Consider the following 18,841-nt stretch of genomic DNA (forward strand, 5'->3'; position numbering starts at 1 on the left):
GGGATCGATGATAGCGGCGGAAACCCATGAAGTATAATGGTCTTATTTCATACATCCATGAACATGGCTCATCTCAATGCTTGAACGCATCCACCTCAGCATCGTCCAGCAGGTCGAAAAACAAGGCTCGTTGACGGCCGCCGCAGGCGTGCTGCACCTGACCCAGTCGGCCCTGAGCCACAGCATGAAGAAGCTGGAGCAGCAGCTGGGCACCGACGTCTGGCTGCGCGAAGGGCGCAACCTGCGCCTGACGCAGGCCGGCCAGTACTTGCTGGCGGTGGCGAACCGGGTGCTGCCGCAACTGGACCTGGCCGAAGAGCGCCTGGGCCAGTTCGCGCAGGGCGAGCGCGGCGCGCTGCGCATCGGCATGGAATGCCACCCTTGCTACCAGTGGCTGCTCAAGATCGTTTCCCCGTATCTGGCCGCATGGCCCGATGTGGATGTGGACGTCAAGCAGAAGTTCCAGTTCGGCGGCATCGGCGCGCTGTTCGGCTACGAGATCGACTTGCTGGTCACGCCCGACCCGCTGTACAAGCCGGGGCTGACATTCGAACCCGTGTTCGACTACGAGCAGGTGCTCGTCGTGGCCAAGGGCCATGCCCTGGCGTCGGCGGCCTATGTAAAACCGCAGCAGCTGACCCAGGAAGTGCTGATCAGCTACCCCGTCGACATCGAGCGCCTGGATATTTACAATCAATTCCTCTTGCCGGCCGGCGTCACGCCCAAGCGCCACAAAGCCATCGAAACGACCGACATCATGCTGCAGATGGTCGCCAGCGGCCGCGGCGTGGCCGCCCTGCCGCGCTGGCTGGTCGAGGAATACGCAGCCAAGATGGACGTGGTGCCGGTGCGGCTGGGTCCGCGCGGCATCGCCAAGCAAATATTCCTGGGCGCACGCGAGACGGACACTGCCATCGATTACGTGAAGGCTTTCATCGAGCTGGCGCGCCAGCCGACCATTGCGCAAGAAAGCTGAGCTCCTTGCCAACCTCGCGCTACCTGGCACTGCCCTGCGAACCCTGATGCCTGCAGTGACAGCACCGGAGACAGACCGGGCACGAGGACTACGTGTCCCGGAAACGACAACGCCACCCGGAGGTGGCGTTTATTCTTGCTGGCCCGGGGCGCAATCGAAGCACCGGCACCAGGATTTTCAATCCTGGTGTCCTCCCATGTGAGGCTTACTCCACCGTCACCGATTTGGCCAGATTCCTTGGCTTGTCCACATCCGTGCCGCGCGCCAGTGCCGTGTGGAAGGCCAGCAGTTGCAGCGCGACCACGTGCAGGATTGGCGACAGGTCGCCGTAGTGCTCGGGCAGGCGGATGACGTGCAGGCCTTCGCCGGAGCTGATGCGGGAATCCACGTCGGCGAAGACGTACAGCTGGCCGCCGCGGGCGCGCACTTCCTGCATGTTCGATTTGAGCTTTTCGATCAGGGCGTCGTTCGGTGCGATGGTGACGACCGGCATTTCATTCGTCACCAGGGCCAGCGGGCCGTGCTTCAGTTCGCCGGCTGGATACGCTTCGGCGTGGATATACGAGATTTCCTTCAGTTTTAAGGCGCCTTCCAGGGCGATCGGGTAGTGCATGCCACGGCCCAGGAAGAGGGCGTTTTCCTTGCGCGCGAATTCTTCGGACCAGGCGATGATTTGCGGTTCCAGCGCCAGCACGGACGCGATGGCGACGGGCAGGTGGCGCATGGCTTTCAGGTGCGCCGCTTCCTGCTCTTCGGACAGGCGGCCATTGACTTGCGCCAGGCACAGGGTCAGCAGGAACAGGCCCGCCAGCTGCGTGGTAAACGCCTTGGTGGACGCCACGCCCACTTCCACGCCGGCGCGCGTGATGTAGGCCAGCGCGCATTCGCGCACCATGGCGCTGGTGGCCACGTTGCAGATGGTCAAGGTGTGATGCATGCCCAGGCTGCGCGCATGTTTCAGGGCGGCCAGGGTGTCGGCCGTCTCGCCGCTTTGCGAAATGGTGACGACCAGGGTGTTCGGGTGCGGCACGCTGTCGCGGTAACGGTATTCGCTGGCCACTTCCACGCTGACGGGCACTTTCGCAATCGCTTCGATCCAATATTTCGCCGTCATGCCCGCATACGAACTGGTGCCGCAGGCCAGGATCAGCACGCGATCGATCTGCTTGAAGATGGCATAGGCCTTGTCGCCGAACAATTCCGGCATGATGCCCGTCACACCTTCGAGCGTGTCGCCGATGGCGCGCGGCTGTTCAAAAATTTCCTTTTGCATGTAGTGGCGATACGGACCGAGCTCGGCCGCGCCCGTGTGTGCGTGCACGGTTTTCACTTCGCGCTCGACGGGCTTGCCATCGACGTCGACGATCCAGCAGCGCGACAATTGCAGGTCGACCACGTCGCCTTCTTCCAGGTAGATGATCTGGTCGGTCGTGCCGGCCAGCGCCATGGCGTCGGACGCGACGAAGTTTTCACCATTGCCCAGGCCGACGATCAGGGGCGAACCCTGGCGCGCGGCGACCACGCGGTGCGGCTCGTCGTGGCAGAACACGGCAATCGCATACGCGCCGTCGAGGCGTTTCACGGCTTGCTGCACGGTCTCGAACAGGTCGCCGTTGTACATGTGCTCGACCAGGTGGGCGATCACTTCCGTATCCGTCTGGCTCTGGAAGACGTAACCGAGGGCCGTCAGTTCGGCGCGCAGTTCGTCGTGGTTTTCGATGATGCCGTTATGCACCAGCGCCACTCTGGCGTTCTCTTCCGTTGGGGAAAAGTGCGGGTGGGCATTGAAGGAGACAGGGGCGCCATGCGTGGCCCAGCGCGTGTGGGCGATGCCCGTAAAACCGCTCAAGCCTTCTTCGGCGATCTGCTTTTCCAGCTCCGCCACGCGCGAGGTGGAGCGCGAACGCTGCAAACGGCCATCGGCGTGCAGGGCGATGCCGCAGGAATCGTAGCCGCGGTATTCCAGGCGCTTCAAGCCTTCGAGCAGGATGGGAGTGATATTACGTTGCGCTACCGCGCCGACGATGCCGCACATGGAAACCTCTGTCTAAAAATTCATCAATGCACGCATGCTAATGCAGAGTGCGTGAAATATGCTTTCTAAATCTGTGTATATTTGACTGAATATTTCACATCCATTTTACGATGAAATATTATTTCATTTAAACTCGATATATTTACTAATTCATCAAAATCATGAACGATAGCAACATTACTCTCGACGAGATCGATCGTCGCATCCTGAATGCCTTGCAAATTGATGCATCGCAAACCAACAGCGAGCTGGCCCAAGCAGTGCACGTCTCGGCGCCTACCTGTTTGCGGCGCGTCAAACATTTACGGGAAAGCGGCGTCATCGAGCGGCAAGTGGCCATCGTCGCGCCGCAGCTGGTGGGTGCGCGCCTGACGGCCATCGTGGAAATCACGCTCGACGTGCAGGCGGCGGAACGCATGGCGGAATTCGAAGAGTTGGTGGCGCAGGAAGCGGCGGTGCTGCAGTGCTACCGCGTCTCGCCCGGGCCCGACTTCGTGCTGATGGTGCAGGTGGCCGACATGCCCGCGTACCACGCGCTGGCGCACCGCCTGTTTGCCGCGCATGCGAATGTGCGCAACGTGAAAAGCTACTTTTCCACGTTTCGCAGCAAGTTTGAGACGCGAATCGCCGTCTGATTTGCCATGCGCCGATTATCCACTGCTTGCCCACATGCTTATACGCGCCTTGCGCACCGTTTATACGGCACTTTTGCACAGACTTATACACAAGCAGGCCAGGCGCTACGGGCGATGACAGGACGATTGTTCTCCAGCAATCTCCAGACTGGACCAGGCCGGACCCCGGCAAGCATGTTGCCACTCATTCATACCCACGAGCGAGGCATTGCCACGGTGACTTTTGCACCGCTTTCACACAGCTTGCCAACAGGCTTTTGCACCACTTATCGACAGGCTTATCCACAGCCGTGCGCAAAGGGAAATCTCAGGGACGCACTTGCGCGTCGGCATAAAACCGGTAACCGGCATTGCGCGCGGTATTGATGGGCAAGGTCATGCCGGTGGCCTGCTCGGCCTTGCGGCGCAAACGGCTGATCTGGGTGTCCAGGCGGCGCTGATCATAGGCAAGGAAATCTTCGCCCAGCGACTGGACGATCTGCTGGCGACTGACGATACGCTCCGGTTCGGCCATCAGGACGTGCAGCACCGTCACATCCTGTTGTGACAGCGCAATGGCGTCGCCACCGGGCGGCAGCAGGCGGCGACGCCCCAGTTCCAGCACCCAGGCCGTAGCGGGCGCCGCAATGGCAGCAACGGCCGGTTCGCCCAGGCGCCGCGCCAGCGCGCTCAGGGTGGCTGCCAGTTCATCCAGGTCGGCGCTCTTGGGCAGGTAATAGTCGGCGCCGCCGCCCAGGCCGTTCACCTTGTCCCGCGTCGTGCCGCGCGCCGTAAACACGACGATGCCGATGGGCTGACCCTGCGCCCGCAAGGCGCGCACCAGCAGCATGCCGTCGCCATCGGGCAAGCCCAGGTCGATGACGGCGATGCGGTGCAGCGCCGGTGCATAACAGGCATGAAATGCGGCCAGGTCGGCGACGGCGGTCACGCCGTAGCCGCAGTCGCCGAGAAACTCGGTCAATTCCTGCCGCAGCACGGCTTCGTCTTCAAGCAGAATGAGATTCAACATGGCGCAAGGATAACCGATCGTCATGCTGCCGGGAAGCAAGCCGCAGGAGCGTCATGCCCCGCATGGTAAGCTCTTGCGCCATGAAAATCCTGTTCGCCATTGTCCTGTTCTTCGCCACCCTGCAAGCGCTGGCCGGGGCGCCCGCGCCCGTATCGGCGCCACTGACGCTGCCGGCCAGCGGGCAGCCCGTCTCCGCCAGCGGCCATATGCAGATGCTGCGCGACAGCTCGGGCCAGCTGGGTCCGGAAGCCGCGCTGGCCGCGCCCGGCTGGCGCCCCCTGCCTGGCGCCGTCAGTGCCGGCTATACGCAGGATGCCATCTGGCTACGCCTGGAGGTGACGCGCGCGGCGCAGTCGCCCGATGAATGGGTGTTGCGTTTTAGCAACGCCGTGCTCGATGAAGTGCGCCTGTATCGCCAGGATCAGGCCGGACACTGGCTGCGGCAGGAGGCCGGTGCCGACGTGAGCCGCGACGCCTGGCCCATCGATGCGCGCCAGGTGGTGTTTCCCGTGCAGCTGCAAGCGGATCAGCCACAGCGCTGGCTGGTGCGCCTACACAGCAAGAAAGCCATGTCGACGGAGCTGACGTTGTTGCCCAGCGCCAGCTTCGACGCTTCCTCGCGCCGCGAATACCTGTATTACGGCTTGCAGTTCGGCAGTTATTTGCTGCTGATCCTGTTCCATATCTTTTTCTGGCGCATGACACGCGAAGCCCACAGCGGCTGGTACCTGCTGTATGTGTTGACGAATGCCACCACGGAAGCGCTGACGATCGCCATTCCCCAGCAAATTTTCGCCATGCCGAACTGGCTGTCCGATCCCATGCTGGGCGTGTCGATGGCCATGTCGATTGCCGTCGGCGTGCGTTTTTCCACCTTGCAGCTGGAGCTGCCCGCCCTGTATCCCCGTTTCAGCCGTGCCGTCGTGAGCATCACGGCCGCCGCCGCCCTGTGCGGGGCGCTGCTGGTGCTGCGCGGCGACTATGCTGCAGGCGTGCTGGTGGTGCAAATGACGGCCTTGCCGCTGATCGTGCTGTTCATCGGTCTGGCCAGCTGGCTGGCGCTGCGTGGCCATCGCCCGGCGCATGCCTTTCTGTTCATTTTCGGCATCTTCTACGCCGGTGTCATCATCAGCTTCCTGCGCAACATGGCGATCGTGCCACCGAATTTCTGGACCAACCATGCGGCCACCCTGGGCGCCTTCGTCCACATGATGCTGATGAGCCTGCGCCTCAACCGTCGCTACGCGGAATTGCGCCGCGCCAAAGACAGGGCACAGGCCGAGGCCGTGCGTGCCGTGCGCGCCCTGAATGAACGGCTGGAAGAGCAGGTGGCGCGGCGCACGCTGGCGCTGCAACAGGAAGTCGGCCGGCGCGCCGCGCTCGAAGACGAATTGCGTGCCGCCCTGGAAGTGGAAACCCGCACGCGCGAAGAACAGCAGGATTTCGTTGCCATGGTGTCGCATGAATTTCACACGCCGCTGGCCATCATCAACACCACGGCCCAGCAAATTGCCCGCAACACGGAGGCGCCGCGGGAAAAAACCTTGCAGCGCTGCCAGAATTTGCGCGAAGCGAGCGGCCGCATGACGGCACTGGTGGATGAATACCTGAGCGCCGACCGCATGGAAACGAGCGCGGCGACGTTCCGTCCCCAGCCATGCGACTTGCGCGCCCTGCTGCACGCCGTGCTGGCCGAATGGCCCGATGGCCGCATCGATGCCAGCGTGCAGGCGCTGCCCGACAGCGTCGTGGCCGATGCCAGCCTGCTGCGCGTGGCCCTGCGCAACCTGCTCAGCAATGCTGACCGGCATGCGCCGCAGACCCAAACGATTCGCGTGCAAGCCGCCACGCTCGGAGACGGACGCGTGCAAATCGTCGTCAGCAATGCGGGCGAGCCCCTGCCTGCCGATGAAATCCCGCGCCTGTTCCAGAAATACTTCCGCGGCCGCATCGCCCAGCACAAGCCTGGTGCAGGATTGGGCCTGTACCTGGTACAGCGCATCGCCGAATTGCACGGCGGCCAGGTCACCCTCGACAGCGCCGGCAACAACGGCACCATCAGCTTCGCCCTGCGCCTGCCCGCCTGATTGCCCCCCGTATTCCCGACTGATTCAGTCGGGAATCGCTCAGGTTTGCTCAAGTTTAAATTTCCCCGTTCTGATATCTTTCCACTCAGAAATTTTTGTAGCTTTTTATAACGATGATGTTTAAAAAAGCAACAAAATAGATGACGTCCGGGAAGTGCGTGGCTTTCCTGCCGGCCATCGGCGCCACCACATACAGCACAGGAAAAGCATGCATCGCCGTTCATTCTTCAGCAGCAGCATCGGCCACACCCGTCCCCGGCCGCATTCCTGAGCGATTTTCATCCCGTTTCTGCCCACGCCAGCCTGGCGCCGGGGCATTCTTTTTCAAATCAACAAGGATCGACCCTATGCATCGTCATGGATCATTGAATCACGTATACCGTCTCGTCTGGAGCCACGTCCTGAACGCCTGGGTCGCCGTCGCGGAAACCTCGCGCGGACGCGGCAAGGGCAGCCGCCGCAAACTGGCCGCGGCAGCGGCTGCCATGACGGCGCTGGCGCTGGGAGGACCGGCGCTGGCCACTCCCACGGGCGGGCAGGTGGTGGCAGGCACGGCCAGCATCAGCCAGCAGGGCAACAGCACCACGATCCGGCAAGCGAGCCAGCAGGCGACGCTGAACTGGAACAGTTTTAACGTGGGCGCCAATGAAACCGTCAACTTCGTCCAGCCCTCGGCCGGCGCGCTGGCCGTCAACCGCATCTTCGACAACAACGGCACGCAAATCCTGGGGCGCGTCAACGCGAACGGCCAGGTGTACCTGATCAATCCGAACGGCGTGCTGTTTGGCCGCGGCGCGCAAGTCAATGTGGGCGGCCTGGTGGCCTCGACGCTCGATGTCGACAACGCCAGCCTGGGCGGCTCGAAGCACGCCTTCACCGGCAAGGGCAGCGGCAGCGTCATCAACGAAGGCACGCTGCGCGCGGCCGATGGCGGCTATATTGCCCTGCTGGGCAACAAGGTCGGCAACCAGGGCGCCATCTCGGCCCGCCTGGGCACGGTCGCGCTGGGCGCCGGCAGCGCCGCCACCCTGAGTTTTGACGGCGCGCGCCTGCTGCAGATGCAGATCGACCAAAGCACCCTGAACAACCTGGCCGAGAACGGCGGCCTGATCCGCGCCGACGGCGGCCACGTACTGATGAGCGCAGGCGCACGCGATTCGCTGCTGGCCAGCGTCGTCAACAATACGGGCGTCATCGAAGCGCGCAGCGTGGAACAGCATGACGGCAGCATCGTCTTGCTCGGCGGCATGAGCGCCGGCACCACCCATGTGGCCGGCACCCTGGACGCCAGCGCCCCGGCCGGCGGCAACGGCGGCTTCATCGAAACGAGCGCCGCCCACGTGAAGATCGACAACGGCGTACGCATCAGCACGGCCGCTGCCCAGGGCCGCACTGGCACCTGGCTGATCGACCCGGTCGACTTCACCATCGCCGCCAGCGGTGGCGATCTCAGCGGAGATACCCTGTCGGTCATGCTGCATTACAACGATATTGTGGTCCAAAGCACGAATGGCATGGGCGGTACTGGCGGCGACGTCTACGTCAACGACAGCGTCAAATGGTCGACCAATAAGCTGACCTTGAATGCCCAGCGCAACATCAATATCAACGCCAATTTGAACGGTTCCGGCACGGCCAGCCTGGCGCTGGAGTACGGCCAGGGTGCTGCTGCCGCAGGCAACACGGCCGTGTATCAGCTGGGCAACGGCGCGCAGGTGAACTTGCCCGCCGGGCAAAACTTCAGCACCAAACTGGGTGCGGACGGCGTGCGCGCCAACTACACGGTGATTACCGCCCTGGGAGCAGCCGGCAGCGTCACTGGCACCGACTTGCAAGGCATTAATGGCAAGCTGGACGGCAAGTATGTGCTGGGCGCCGATATCGACGCCTCAGCCGCCGCCGGCTGGAAACTCAACATGAACTCGGGCTTCACCGCACTGGGCGGCGACACGGGCTTCAGCGGCGTGTTTGATGGACTCGGCCACTCGATCAATCAATTCACCCTGCGCTCCTCCAGCAACATAGGCAGCGGCTTGTTCTCCATCACCACCAAGGAAGCCCTGATCCAGAACGTCGGCATCAATGGTGGCAGCATCTGGGCCAACTATGTGGCAGGCGGCCTGGTGGGCAAGAACGGGGGCACGATCAACAACAGCTATGCCTCGCTCGACATCAGCAGCTTTTCCGTCAGCGGCGGACTGGTGGCGCAAAACAATGGCATCATCACCAACAGCCACGCCACCGGCGCCGTCACGAGCCAGATACAGACCGGTGGTCTGGTCGCCAGCAATAGCGGCAGCATTAGCAACAGCTATGCCACGGGTAGCGTGGCGGGTAGGACGTATATTGGCGGCCTGGTCGGCTTCAACGGGGGCACGGTCGACACGAGCTTCGCCGCGGGCCGTCTGACCATCACCCCCGGTGGCTACGACATCGGCGGCCTGATCGGCGCGAATGCCTCCAGCGAAAAGGTCAGCAACAGTTTCTGGTCCATCGACGGTACCGGCCAGGCCAGTTCCGCTGCCGGTAGCGGCCTGACGGATGCGCAGATGCGCACGGCCAGCAGTTTCACGGGCTTTAACTTCACCACCACGCCTGGCGCGCCGGGCAACAACTGGGTGCTGGTCAACGTGGACGGCGGCTTGAACAATGCCGATGGAGCGCCTGGCGCCACCTATCCGATGCGCGCGTCCGAATACTCGACGACGATCTACAATGCGCACCAGCTGCAATTGATGGCCATGGCGCCGGGCGCCGCGTATGTGCTGGGCACCAACATCGATGCCAGCAGCACGGCGGGCGGCAAGGGCGTCTGGGGCGAGACCGGCTTCATTCCCGTCGGCACGCGCGACAACGCCTTCACGGGTAGCCTGGACGGCCAGGGCCATACCATCAGCGGCCTGTACATCAACCTGCCCGATACCAGGAATGTCGGACTGATCGGCAACTCGGAGGCAGGTTCCGTCATCCGCCATGTCGGCATGCTCGGCGGCAGCATCAAAGGCGAGGACAGTGTTGGCGGCCTGGTAGGGTCGAATGCCGGCCTGGTCAGCGATAGCTACGCCACCGGGACGGTCAGCGGCGGCGACTATGTTGGTGGCCTGGTAGGGGAGAATGCCGGTCTGGTCAACAATAGCTACGCCACCGGAACGATCAGCGGTGACGACAGCATCGGCGGCCTGGTGGGCCTGAACTACAAGGGTACCGTCAATGACAGCCACGCCAGCGGCAATGTCAGCGGCAGCGGCAGGGTCGGCGGCCTGATCGGTGAAATGGACCATGGCAGCATCAGCGGCAGCCACGCCAGCGGGACGGTCATCGGCGTGGAAAAACGCGTGGGTGGCCTGGTGGGCGAGAACTACAATGGCACCATCACTGGCAGTTATGCCACCGGTAACGCCAGCGGATTTCGCAATGTAGGCGGCCTGGTCGGAGACAACAATGGCAGCGATGGCATCATCGCCACGGTGCGCGGCAGTTACGCCACCGGCAACGCCACCGCCGTCAAAGACAATGCGGGCGGCCTGGTCGGCTTCAACCAGGGCGGCGCCATCGTCGACAGCTACGCCAGCGGCGTGGCCAGCGGCGACTACGATGTCGGTGGCTTGCTTGGTTTCAATAACAACCCGGATGACAGCGTAAGCAACAGCTACGCAACGGGTGCCGTGCACGGCAATGCGACGACCGGCGCCTTGGTCGGCAACAACTTCGGCATCGTGCGCAACAGCTTCTGGAGCGGCGCGGCCACGGCGCCTGGCATCGCTGGAAACGAAGGCACACTGAGTAATGTGCGCGGCCTGAGTGATGCACAGATGCGCTCGCAAACAAGCTTCGCCGGCTGGGACATGGCGTCCGCCGGCGGCAGCGGCGCCGTCTGGCGCATCTATGAAGGCCAGACGGCGCCGCTGCTGCGCAGCTTCCTGAGCGCCTTGACCGTCACGAGCGATGGCGTCAGCAAGACCTACGATGGCAAGCTCTACGCCGGAGGCTTGAACAATGTGCAGTACTCGGTGGCTGGCGCCGCCAGCTCCGGACTCGTCCTGAGCGCCACCGGCGGCGCGTATGGCAACGCACGCAACGCCGGTAGCCATCAAGCCAGCGGCAGCTATCTGTATTCCAGCCAGCAAGGTTATGACATCGATCTGCAGGCTGGCGCGCTGACGGTCAACCGGGCCATCCTCAATCTTGATGGCATGCGCACCTACGACGGCGGCAACGACATCGCCGCTGGCCTGCTGACATTGCGCGGCCTGGTCAGCGGCGAGAGCCTGGTCCTGTCCGGCATCGGCAAACTCGACAACAAAAACGCCGGCGCCAACAAGCACATCAACAACGGCACCCTGATGCTGGCCGATGGCCAGGGTGGCCTGGCTGACAATTACACGCTGGAAGGCGGCCAGCACCGCGCCACCATCACCCGCGCCACGCTGAACGTGCAAGGCGTGGGCGCAGCCAATAAAGTGTATGACGCCACCAACGACGCCACCTTGACGGGCACGGCCACAGTGCAGGCACTGGGTAATGATCAGCTCGGCGTGACGGGCGGCAACGCTTCGTTTGCCGACAAGCGCGCCGGCAAGGGCAAAACCGTGCTCGTTGGCGGCTTCAGCCTGCAGGGCGCTGACGCGGCCAACTATGACCTGGTACAGCCAGGCAATATCACGGCCGATATCGCCAAGGCCAGCGTCGTGGTGACCGGCGTGGGCGCAGCCAACAAAGTCTACGACGCCACGACCGGTGCCACCTTGACGGGCAAGGCCACGGTGCTGGCGCTGGGCGACGACCAGCTCGGCGTGACGGGCGGCAGCGCGGTGTTTGCCGACAAGCACGCCGGCAACGGTAAAACCGTCACGGTCGGCGGTTTCAGCCTGCAGGGTGAGGACGCGGCCAACTATGACCTCGTGCAGCCAGGCAATATCACGGCCGATATCGCCAAGGCCAGCGTGGTCGTCACCGGCGTAGGCGCGGCCAACAAAGTCTACGACGCTACCATCCAAGCCACCCTGACGGGCAAGGCCACGGTGCTGGCGCTGGGCGAGGATGCACTGCAGGTGACGGGCGGCAGCGCATCGTTTGCCGACAAGCACGCCGGCAATGGCAAAACCGTGCTCGTCGGCGGTTATACACTGCAAGGCGCCGACGCGGCCAACTATGAGCTGGTGCAACCAGGCAATATCACGGCCGATATCGCCAAGGCCAGCGTGGTCGTCACCGGCGTGGGCGCCGCCAACAAAGTCTACGACGCCACGACCGGCGCCACACTGACGGGCACGGCCACGGTGCTGGCGCTGGGCAATGACCAGCTGGGCGTAACGGGCGGCAGCGCAGCGTTTGCCGACAAGCACGCCGGCAACGGCAAAACCGTGCTCGTCGGCGGCTACACCTTGCAGGGTGCGGACGCGGCCAACTATGAGCTGGTGCAACCAGGCAATATCACGGCCGACATCGGCAAGGCCAGCTTGCTCTACACGGCCGGCCCCGTGACCTTGACGAGTGGCCGCACGCCCGATGGATTGCGCGGCAGTGTCACCGGCCTGCTCGGCAACGATCGTCTGGCGGACGCCACCAGCGGCACCCTGGCCTGGAACAGCCCGGCCACGGCCAGCAGCCCGGCCGGCAACTACGCCATCACCGGTAGCGGCCTGAGCTCGACCGACTATGCCTTCGTGCAAGCCGGGGGCAATGCCAGCGCGCTGACATTGCAGCCGGCGACCCTGCCGCCGCCGGCCCAGGCAGCCGTGGTGCAACTGCAGGCGCAAGTGCTGGGCAACTTTGCCGACACGCGTTCCGGCACCTTGGCCGCCGCGCCGACCATCACCATCACGCAAACCGATGCCCCGGCCGGCGCTGCTGGCGCCAGCAATGCATTGCCGAACACTACCATGCAGATCGGCAGCCGCGGCCCGGCCCTGCAAGTCGTCCTGGGTGGCGTCAAGCTGCCCGCCAACATGCTCAACGTAAATCAATAACACCATGACTTATTCATCGATTCCGCGACACCTGATGCAACAACCGTTGCTGTCCCTGCTGCTGCTGGCCTTCGCGCCATGCGCCGCAGCCCAAACCACCCCGGCCATGCCCGATGCGGGTGCCATGCTGCGCCAGGTGCAGCCGGCTACGCCCGCCAATGCGCCCGCCAATGCGCCAGCGCTGCGCATCGAACAGAAAGAGGGCGCGCCGCTGCCCGCCAGCGCGCCATTTCTCGTCACGCACATCGGTATCACCGGCAACAGCGCGTTCGACACGGCCACCTTGCAGGTGCTGGTCGCCGATGCCCACGGCACGACCTTGACCCTGGAGCAGCTGGGAGAACTGGCCGCCCGCATCACCAGCTATTACCGTGCCAACGGCTATCCGCTGGCACGCGCCATCGTGCCCGCCCAGACCATCCGCCAGGGCATGGTGCGCATCGAAGTACTCGAAGCGCGCTATGGCCAGGTCGGCATCGACAACCGCAGCGATGTCAGCGACGCCTTGCTGAACGCCACCCTGGCGCCCTTGCAAACGGGCCAGACCATCGGCCAGGCAGAACTCGACCGCAGCTTGCTGCTGCTGTCCGACATTCCGAATGTCGCCATCACGGCCACGCTCAAGCCCGGAGCCGAGGTCGGCAGCTCCGACCTGCTGGTCGATGCCTGGTCCGGTCCTGGCGTGGCCGGCAATGCTTTCCTCGACAACAATGGCAACCGTTACACGGGCCGCGCCCGCCTTGGCGCCACCGTGTATCTGTACAACCCGCTGCACCAGGGTGACGTGGCCAGCGCCAGCGTGCTCAGCTCGGGCAAGGGCATGTCGTATGCGCGTCTCGGCTATGACCTGCTGCTGAACGGCGCCGGCACGCGTGCCGGGGTGGCCATGTCCGCCCTGCGCTACCGCCTGGAAGGCGCCATGCGCCCGCTGGAAGCGCATGGCACGGCACAGGTCGCCAGTGGCTGGTTGCGCCATCCTCTGCTGCGCAGCCGCGATGCGAATATGTATCTCCAGCTGCAATATGATCAGGTGCACTTGCGCGACCGCATCGACACCAGCGCCATGCGCAGCGACCGCCGCCTGGATAACCTGAGCGCGACCCTCGGCGGTGACGTGCGCGATGCTGCCCTGGCTGGCGCCATCACCAGCTGGAGCGTGGCCGCCACGGCTGGCAAGCTCGACATCAGCGACCCGCTGGCACGCCTGAACGATGTCCACAGCGCGCGCAGCCATGGCGCTTACGCAAAATGGAACGTCAACCTGTCGCGCCTGCAAAACCTGGACCAGCGCAATGCCGTGTACCTGGCCTTCGCAGGGCAGTGGGCGGATGGCAATCTCGATTCGTCCGAAAAGATGAGCGTGGGCGGGCCCTACACGGTGCGCGCGTATGACGTGGGCGTGGCTGCTGGCGACCACGGCTATTTCGGCAGCGCGGAATGGCGGCATGACCTCGATACCGGCGGCGCCGGGCAATGGCAAGCCGTGGCCTTCCTCGACAGCGCGCGCGTGACGGTCAACCAGCAGCGCTGGTCGGCAGGCCCGAACAGCGCGCGCCTGCACGGCGCTGGGCTGGGCGTGAACTGGGCGGGCGGACAGCAGTGGAATGCCCGCGCGTATGTCGCCAAGCCCGTCGGCGGCACGCCTGTCCTGCTGGCTTCGCGCAGCGCGGCCCGCCTGTGGGTCGAGCTGAATCGCCGCTTCTGATGCGACAGCAGCAGCCGGAAGCCTGACTTCCGGCTGTTGTTTAAAACAGCGCAATACTTACCCACCAGCTACCCACTGGCTGTACAGCGCTTTTCCACAGGCTTACCCACAGTAACAATAGGCAAGCCGGTGGCAAAAAGACAGTTATCCCCACTTATACCCATACTATCCAGCGCTTATCCGCAGCCTTACGCACAGACTTATCCACAATGCGGGGGATCAACGCCGCGACGCTGCTGGCGGCGAGCGGCAATCGAAGAAAATGGGAACGACAGGCGCATGCCAGGTAACAGGGGGCAACTTGCCAACAGCTTATGCACGGGCTTGCACACAGGCTTATCCGCTACTTGTGCAGCGGCTTACCCACATAGTTATCCACAAATAGAAAAGGCAGGCCGCGAGGCCTGCCTGTGTGCAAAACTGAACGTTGCACTTACTTCTTGATTTTCACGGGGCGCGTCCAGCCGTCGATGGTCACTTGCCGTGCGCGCGAGACCGTCAGCTTGCCGGCCGGCGCATCTTTCGACAAGGTCGTGCCGGCGCCCAGGGTGGCGCCCTTGCCGACGGTGACGGGCGCAATCAGCTGGCTGTCGCTGCCAATGAAGGCGTCGTCTTCAATCACCGTGCGGAACTTGTTCACGCCATCGTAGTTGCAGGTAATCGTGCCGGCGCCGATGTTGACCTTCGAGCCGATGGTCGCGTCGCCGATGTAGGCCAGGTGATTGGCCTTGCTGTGCGCGGCGATCTGGCTGTTTTTCACTTCGACGAAGTTACCGATGTGCACGTCTTCCGCCAACACCGTGCCGGGGCGCAGGCGCGCGTAGGGGCCGATGATGGAAGCGGCGCCGACGACGGCGTCCTCGATATGGCAAAACGGCTTGATGTGCGCGCCAGCGGCCACCGTGGCGTTGATGAAGACATTGTTGGCGCCCACGCGCACGCCGTCGCCCAGTTCGACTTTACCTTCGAACACGCAGCCGACGTCAATGGTGACGTCGCGGCCGCAAATGAGTTCGCCGCGCACGTCGATGCGGGCCGGGTCCAGCAGGGTCACGCCTCGCTCGAGCAAGGCTTGTGCAATATTGTTCTGGTGGATGCGTTCCAGCTGGGCCAGTTGCACCTTGCTGTTGACGCCCGCCACTTCCCACACGGCGGCCGGGTGGGCCGAGGTGACGGTCACGCCATCGGCGACGGCCTGCGCGACGATATCGGTCAGATAATATTCTCCTTGCGCATTGTCGTTCGACAAGGCCGACAGCCATTGTTTCAGTTGCACGGTGGGCGCAACCATGATGCCGCTGTTGATTTCGCGGATGGCGCGCTCTTCAGGCGTGGCATCCTTTTCCTCGACGATGCGCACGATGGCGCCGTGCTCGCGCACGATGCGGCCCAGGCCAAAGGGATCGTCCTGTTCCACGGTCAGGATGGCCAGTTTATCGTTGCCAGCGGCCTGCACCAGCTGTTGCAGGGAAGCGGCGCTGGTCAGCGGCACGTCGCCGTACAGGATCAGGGTCGGCACGCTGTCATCGAGCAAAGGCAGCGCTTGTTGCACGGCATGACCGGTGCCCAGTTGCTGCGCCTGCTCAGCGGCGTCGATCTGCACGGCATGGTTCATCTTGTAGCCGTCGAGCAACGTCAGCACCGCTGCGCCCCCATGCCCGTAAATCACGCATAATCGGGACGGCGCCAGGCCGCGCGCCGTGTCGATGACGTGCGACAACAGCGGCTTGCCCGCCAACGGGTGCAACACCTTGGGCAGTGCCGACTGCATGCGTTTGCCCATACCGGCAGCGAGAATGACAACGTTCATAGACCGTCTTTTATAAGTTAAGAATATGAAAAAGTTTAACACGCAGGCCCCCACTTCCACGCCCGTCAACCGGTTTACTTATGCCTTGCTGGCCCTCATGCTCGTCGTCATGGCTGGCTGCAGCGGCTTGCGCCTGGCCTACAACAATGGCGACACCGTGCTGTACTGGTGGCTGAACGCGTATGTCGACCTGGACCGCGACCAGAAGGGCTGGGTGCGCGAGGACATCGACAAGTTGTTCGACTGGCACCGCAAGACCCAATTGAAGGATTACGTGGACATCCTGCGCACGGGCCAGAAGCAACTGCAAGGCAATACCACGCAGGCGGACCTGATGGCCGACTACAGCGAGATCAAGCAGCGCACCCAGGCGTTGCTGCTGAAGGCGGCGCCCGAACTGGCCGACCTGGCGCGCTCGCTCAAGCCCGAGCAGATCGCGCAGATGGAAAAGAAGTTCAAGTCGAACAATGATGATTACCGCAAGAAATACCTGAGCGGCGACCAGGAGAAGCGCCAGAAACTGCGCTACAAGAAAGCCATGGAGCAATTTGAACTGTGGTTCGGCAGCTTCAGCAGCGAGCAGGAAGCCATCATCCGCAAGGCGTCCGACGCGCGTCCGCTGAACAATGAAATCTGGCTCGACGAACGCATGCGGCGCCAGCAGAATGTGTTGAACCTGGTCAAGAAAGTCCACCAGGAAAAACTCGGCAAGGATGCCACCGCGGGCTTGATCACGACGTTGATCAAAGACAGTTTCGAGCGCCTCGAGCATTCCGAGCGCAAGGCCTTCTTCGATGCCTACGAAAGCAGCACGGCGCAGATGGTCTTGACGGTGATCAAGATCGCCACGCCGGCGCAAAAAGCCCACGCCGTCAAGCGCATGCAGGGCTGGATCGACGATTTCAATTCCCTGGCCGCGCAAGCCAAATAGACAGGCAGCGCCAGCAAGGGGGAGGGGGCCATATGCTATAGTGGCCGCCATCGAATTGAAGAAATCCCCATGCAAAAGAAGATTAAAAAACCCGCCAAAGTCCCCGTCCACCATGCGCCGCCACCGAACCAGGTGCGCATCATCGGCGGCCAGTGGAAGCGTTCCGTGCTGCCTGTGTTGCAGGCACTCGGTTTGCGCCCGACACCGGACCGCGTGCGCGAAACCGTATTTAACTGGATCAATCACTTGCGCGACGGTGACTGGGCCAACGCCCAGGTGCTGGACCTGTTCGCCGGCAGCGGCGCACTGGGCTTTGAGGCGGCCAGCCGCGGTGCAGGCTCCGTCACCATGGTCGACACGCACACGCCCGTGATCCGCCAGCTGGAAGAAAACAAGCTGAAATTGCGCGCGGAGAATGTGCAACTGCTGCGCGGCGACGCCCTGCTGACGGCGCAAGGCCTGGCCTCGCGCGGCCAGCGCTTCGACCTGATCTTCCTCGACCCGCCCTACCAGCAAGATTTCCTGGCGAAAGTGCTGCCCTTGTGCACCAACCTGCTCAAGGAAGGCGGCATGGTCTACGCGGAATCGGGCTTGCCGCTGGTCTTCGACGAGAGCAGCGAACTGGACAAACCCGAGTGGATGGCGCCGTGGGAAGTCATCCGCGCCGACAAGGCGGGCACCGTTTATTATCATTTGCTAACTTACAACAAAGTGCCGGCAACTGCCTGAATCTGCCTATAAATGAGGCAAAAAAGCTCCCTGGCCCGAGGCGCAACACCAAGGTGGTCACCAATTTCAGGCATAATGCGCGTCTATATTGGTGCATCATCAGGGAGCCGCAATGGTTGTAGCCGTTTATCCAGGAACATTCGATCCGCTCACGCGCGGTCATGAAGATTTGGTGCGCCGCGCATCGGGTCTGTTTGACAAGCTGATCGTCGGTGTGGCCGACAGCAAGAACAAGCAACCGTTTTTCTCGCTCGACGAACGCCTGGAAATCGCCAACGAAGTACTCGGCCACTATCCGAATGTGCAAGTGGAAAGCTTTTCCGGCCTGCTCAAGGATTTCGTGCGCAAGCACGAGGCGCGTGTCATCGTGCGCGGCTTGCGCGCCGTCTCCGACTTCGAATACGAATTCCAGATGGCGGGCATGAACCGCTACCTGCTGCCCGATGTCGAAACCATGTTCCTGACACCGTCCGACCAGTACCAGTTCATTTCGGGCACCATCGTGCGCGAAATCGCGGCGCTGGGCGGCGACGTCTCCAAGTTTGTCTTCCCCTCGGTGAACCGCTGGCTGCAAAACAAGATTGCCGCCAACGCTGCCTCATCGCAATAAGTAAGAGTGAAATCATGGCATTACTGATCACCGACGAATGCATCAATTGCGACATTTGCGAGCCCGAGTGCCCGAATGACGCGATCTACATGGGCGCGGAAATCTACGAGATCGATCCCAACAAGTGCACCGAATGCGTGGGCCACTTTGACGAGCCGCAATGCCAGCAAGTGTGCCCCGTCAGTTGCATCCCCTTCAATCCCGCCTGGCGCGAAAGCCCGGAGCAATTGATGGCCAAGTACGAACGCCTGCAGGCGGAACTGCCCGCCAAGCCTTAAGCCTTTCTCCCGCGCCACTTCTGCGTGGCGCCAGCTTCTGCCAACTGTTCTACACTGTGTGCTGACT

The 18,841-nt window shown here is 63.0% G+C and carries 12 protein-coding genes; 9 read left to right on the top strand and 3 right to left on the bottom strand.

The window, feature by feature from the left end:
- Positions 1 to 76 precede the first annotated feature (76 nt).
- Entirely contained in the window at positions 77 to 976 is a 900-nt protein-coding gene (locus CLU91_RS16635) for a LysR family transcriptional regulator (protein ID WP_100875049.1), read from the top strand.
- 205 nt (positions 977 to 1,181) lie between these two features.
- Here CLU91_RS16635 and glmS read toward each other — a convergent pair whose 3' ends face one another.
- Positions 1,182 to 3,011, bottom strand: coding sequence for a glutamine--fructose-6-phosphate transaminase (isomerizing) (glmS, locus tag CLU91_RS16640; RefSeq protein WP_100875050.1), 1,830 nt, complete (start codon positions 3,009 to 3,011; stop codon positions 1,182 to 1,184).
- A gap of 161 nt (positions 3,012 to 3,172) precedes the next feature.
- Here glmS and CLU91_RS16645 point away from each other — a divergent pair, with 161 nt between their 5' ends.
- Complete coding sequence (locus CLU91_RS16645; RefSeq protein ID WP_100875051.1) at positions 3,173 to 3,646, top strand: Lrp/AsnC family transcriptional regulator; 474 nt, start codon at positions 3,173 to 3,175, stop codon at positions 3,644 to 3,646.
- A gap of 307 nt (positions 3,647 to 3,953) precedes the next feature.
- Here the strand turns inward: CLU91_RS16645 and CLU91_RS16650 are convergent, their stop codons facing one another.
- Positions 3,954 to 4,655, bottom strand: coding sequence for a response regulator transcription factor (locus CLU91_RS16650; protein WP_100876780.1), 702 nt, complete (start codon positions 4,653 to 4,655; stop codon positions 3,954 to 3,956).
- A 53-nt stretch (positions 4,656 to 4,708) separates the two neighbouring features.
- On the opposite strand from CLU91_RS16650, the gene CLU91_RS16655 reads away from it, so the two are divergent.
- The 3 genes from CLU91_RS16655 (at position 4,709) to CLU91_RS16665 (ending at position 14,416) form a co-directional block, all read left to right on the top strand.
- Positions 4,709 to 6,742 (top strand): sensor histidine kinase, encoded by a 2,034-nt coding sequence (locus tag CLU91_RS16655; protein ID WP_100875052.1) that lies wholly within the window; start codon positions 4,709 to 4,711, stop codon positions 6,740 to 6,742.
- A 347-nt stretch (positions 6,743 to 7,089) separates the two neighbouring features.
- Positions 7,090 to 12,711, top strand: a complete 5,622-nt coding sequence (locus CLU91_RS16660; protein WP_232730777.1) for a YDG domain-containing protein — start codon at positions 7,090 to 7,092, stop codon at positions 12,709 to 12,711.
- A 34-nt stretch (positions 12,712 to 12,745) separates the two neighbouring features.
- Positions 12,746 to 14,416, top strand: a complete 1,671-nt coding sequence (locus tag CLU91_RS16665) for a ShlB/FhaC/HecB family hemolysin secretion/activation protein (protein ID WP_232730778.1) — start codon at positions 12,746 to 12,748, stop codon at positions 14,414 to 14,416.
- Positions 14,417 to 14,849: 433 nt separating this feature from the next.
- Here CLU91_RS16665 and glmU read toward each other — a convergent pair whose 3' ends face one another.
- Complete coding sequence (glmU, locus tag CLU91_RS16670) at positions 14,850 to 16,226, bottom strand: bifunctional UDP-N-acetylglucosamine diphosphorylase/glucosamine-1-phosphate N-acetyltransferase GlmU (protein WP_100875055.1); 1,377 nt, start codon at positions 16,224 to 16,226, stop codon at positions 14,850 to 14,852.
- A gap of 25 nt (positions 16,227 to 16,251) precedes the next feature.
- Between glmU and CLU91_RS16675 the strand changes: the two genes are divergently transcribed.
- From CLU91_RS16675 to CLU91_RS16690, 4 genes are all read left to right on the top strand, one after another.
- A complete protein-coding gene (locus CLU91_RS16675) occupies positions 16,252 to 17,157 on the top strand; it encodes a DUF6279 family lipoprotein (RefSeq protein ID WP_100875056.1) in 906 nt (301 codons plus the stop codon).
- Positions 17,158 to 17,226: 69 nt separating this feature from the next.
- Positions 17,227 to 17,886: a 16S rRNA (guanine(966)-N(2))-methyltransferase RsmD gene (gene rsmD, locus CLU91_RS16680; RefSeq protein ID WP_100875057.1), complete on the top strand. Its 660-nt coding sequence runs from the start codon at positions 17,227 to 17,229 to the stop codon at positions 17,884 to 17,886.
- 112 nt (positions 17,887 to 17,998) lie between these two features.
- Positions 17,999 to 18,496 carry a pantetheine-phosphate adenylyltransferase gene (gene coaD / locus CLU91_RS16685; protein WP_034752633.1) on the top strand — a complete coding sequence of 166 codons (498 nt, stop codon included), beginning with the start codon at positions 17,999 to 18,001 and terminating at the stop codon, positions 18,494 to 18,496.
- Between the two features lie 14 nt (positions 18,497 to 18,510).
- Positions 18,511 to 18,774 (top strand): YfhL family 4Fe-4S dicluster ferredoxin, encoded by a 264-nt coding sequence (locus tag CLU91_RS16690; RefSeq protein ID WP_070303217.1) that lies wholly within the window; start codon positions 18,511 to 18,513, stop codon positions 18,772 to 18,774.
- The last annotated feature ends 67 nt before the right edge of the window (positions 18,775 to 18,841 follow it).

Origin of the sequence: Janthinobacterium sp. 64 (assembly GCF_002813325.1) — a bacterium.
In the GTDB taxonomy this organism is placed as follows: Bacteria; Pseudomonadota; Gammaproteobacteria; order Burkholderiales; family Burkholderiaceae_D; genus Janthinobacterium.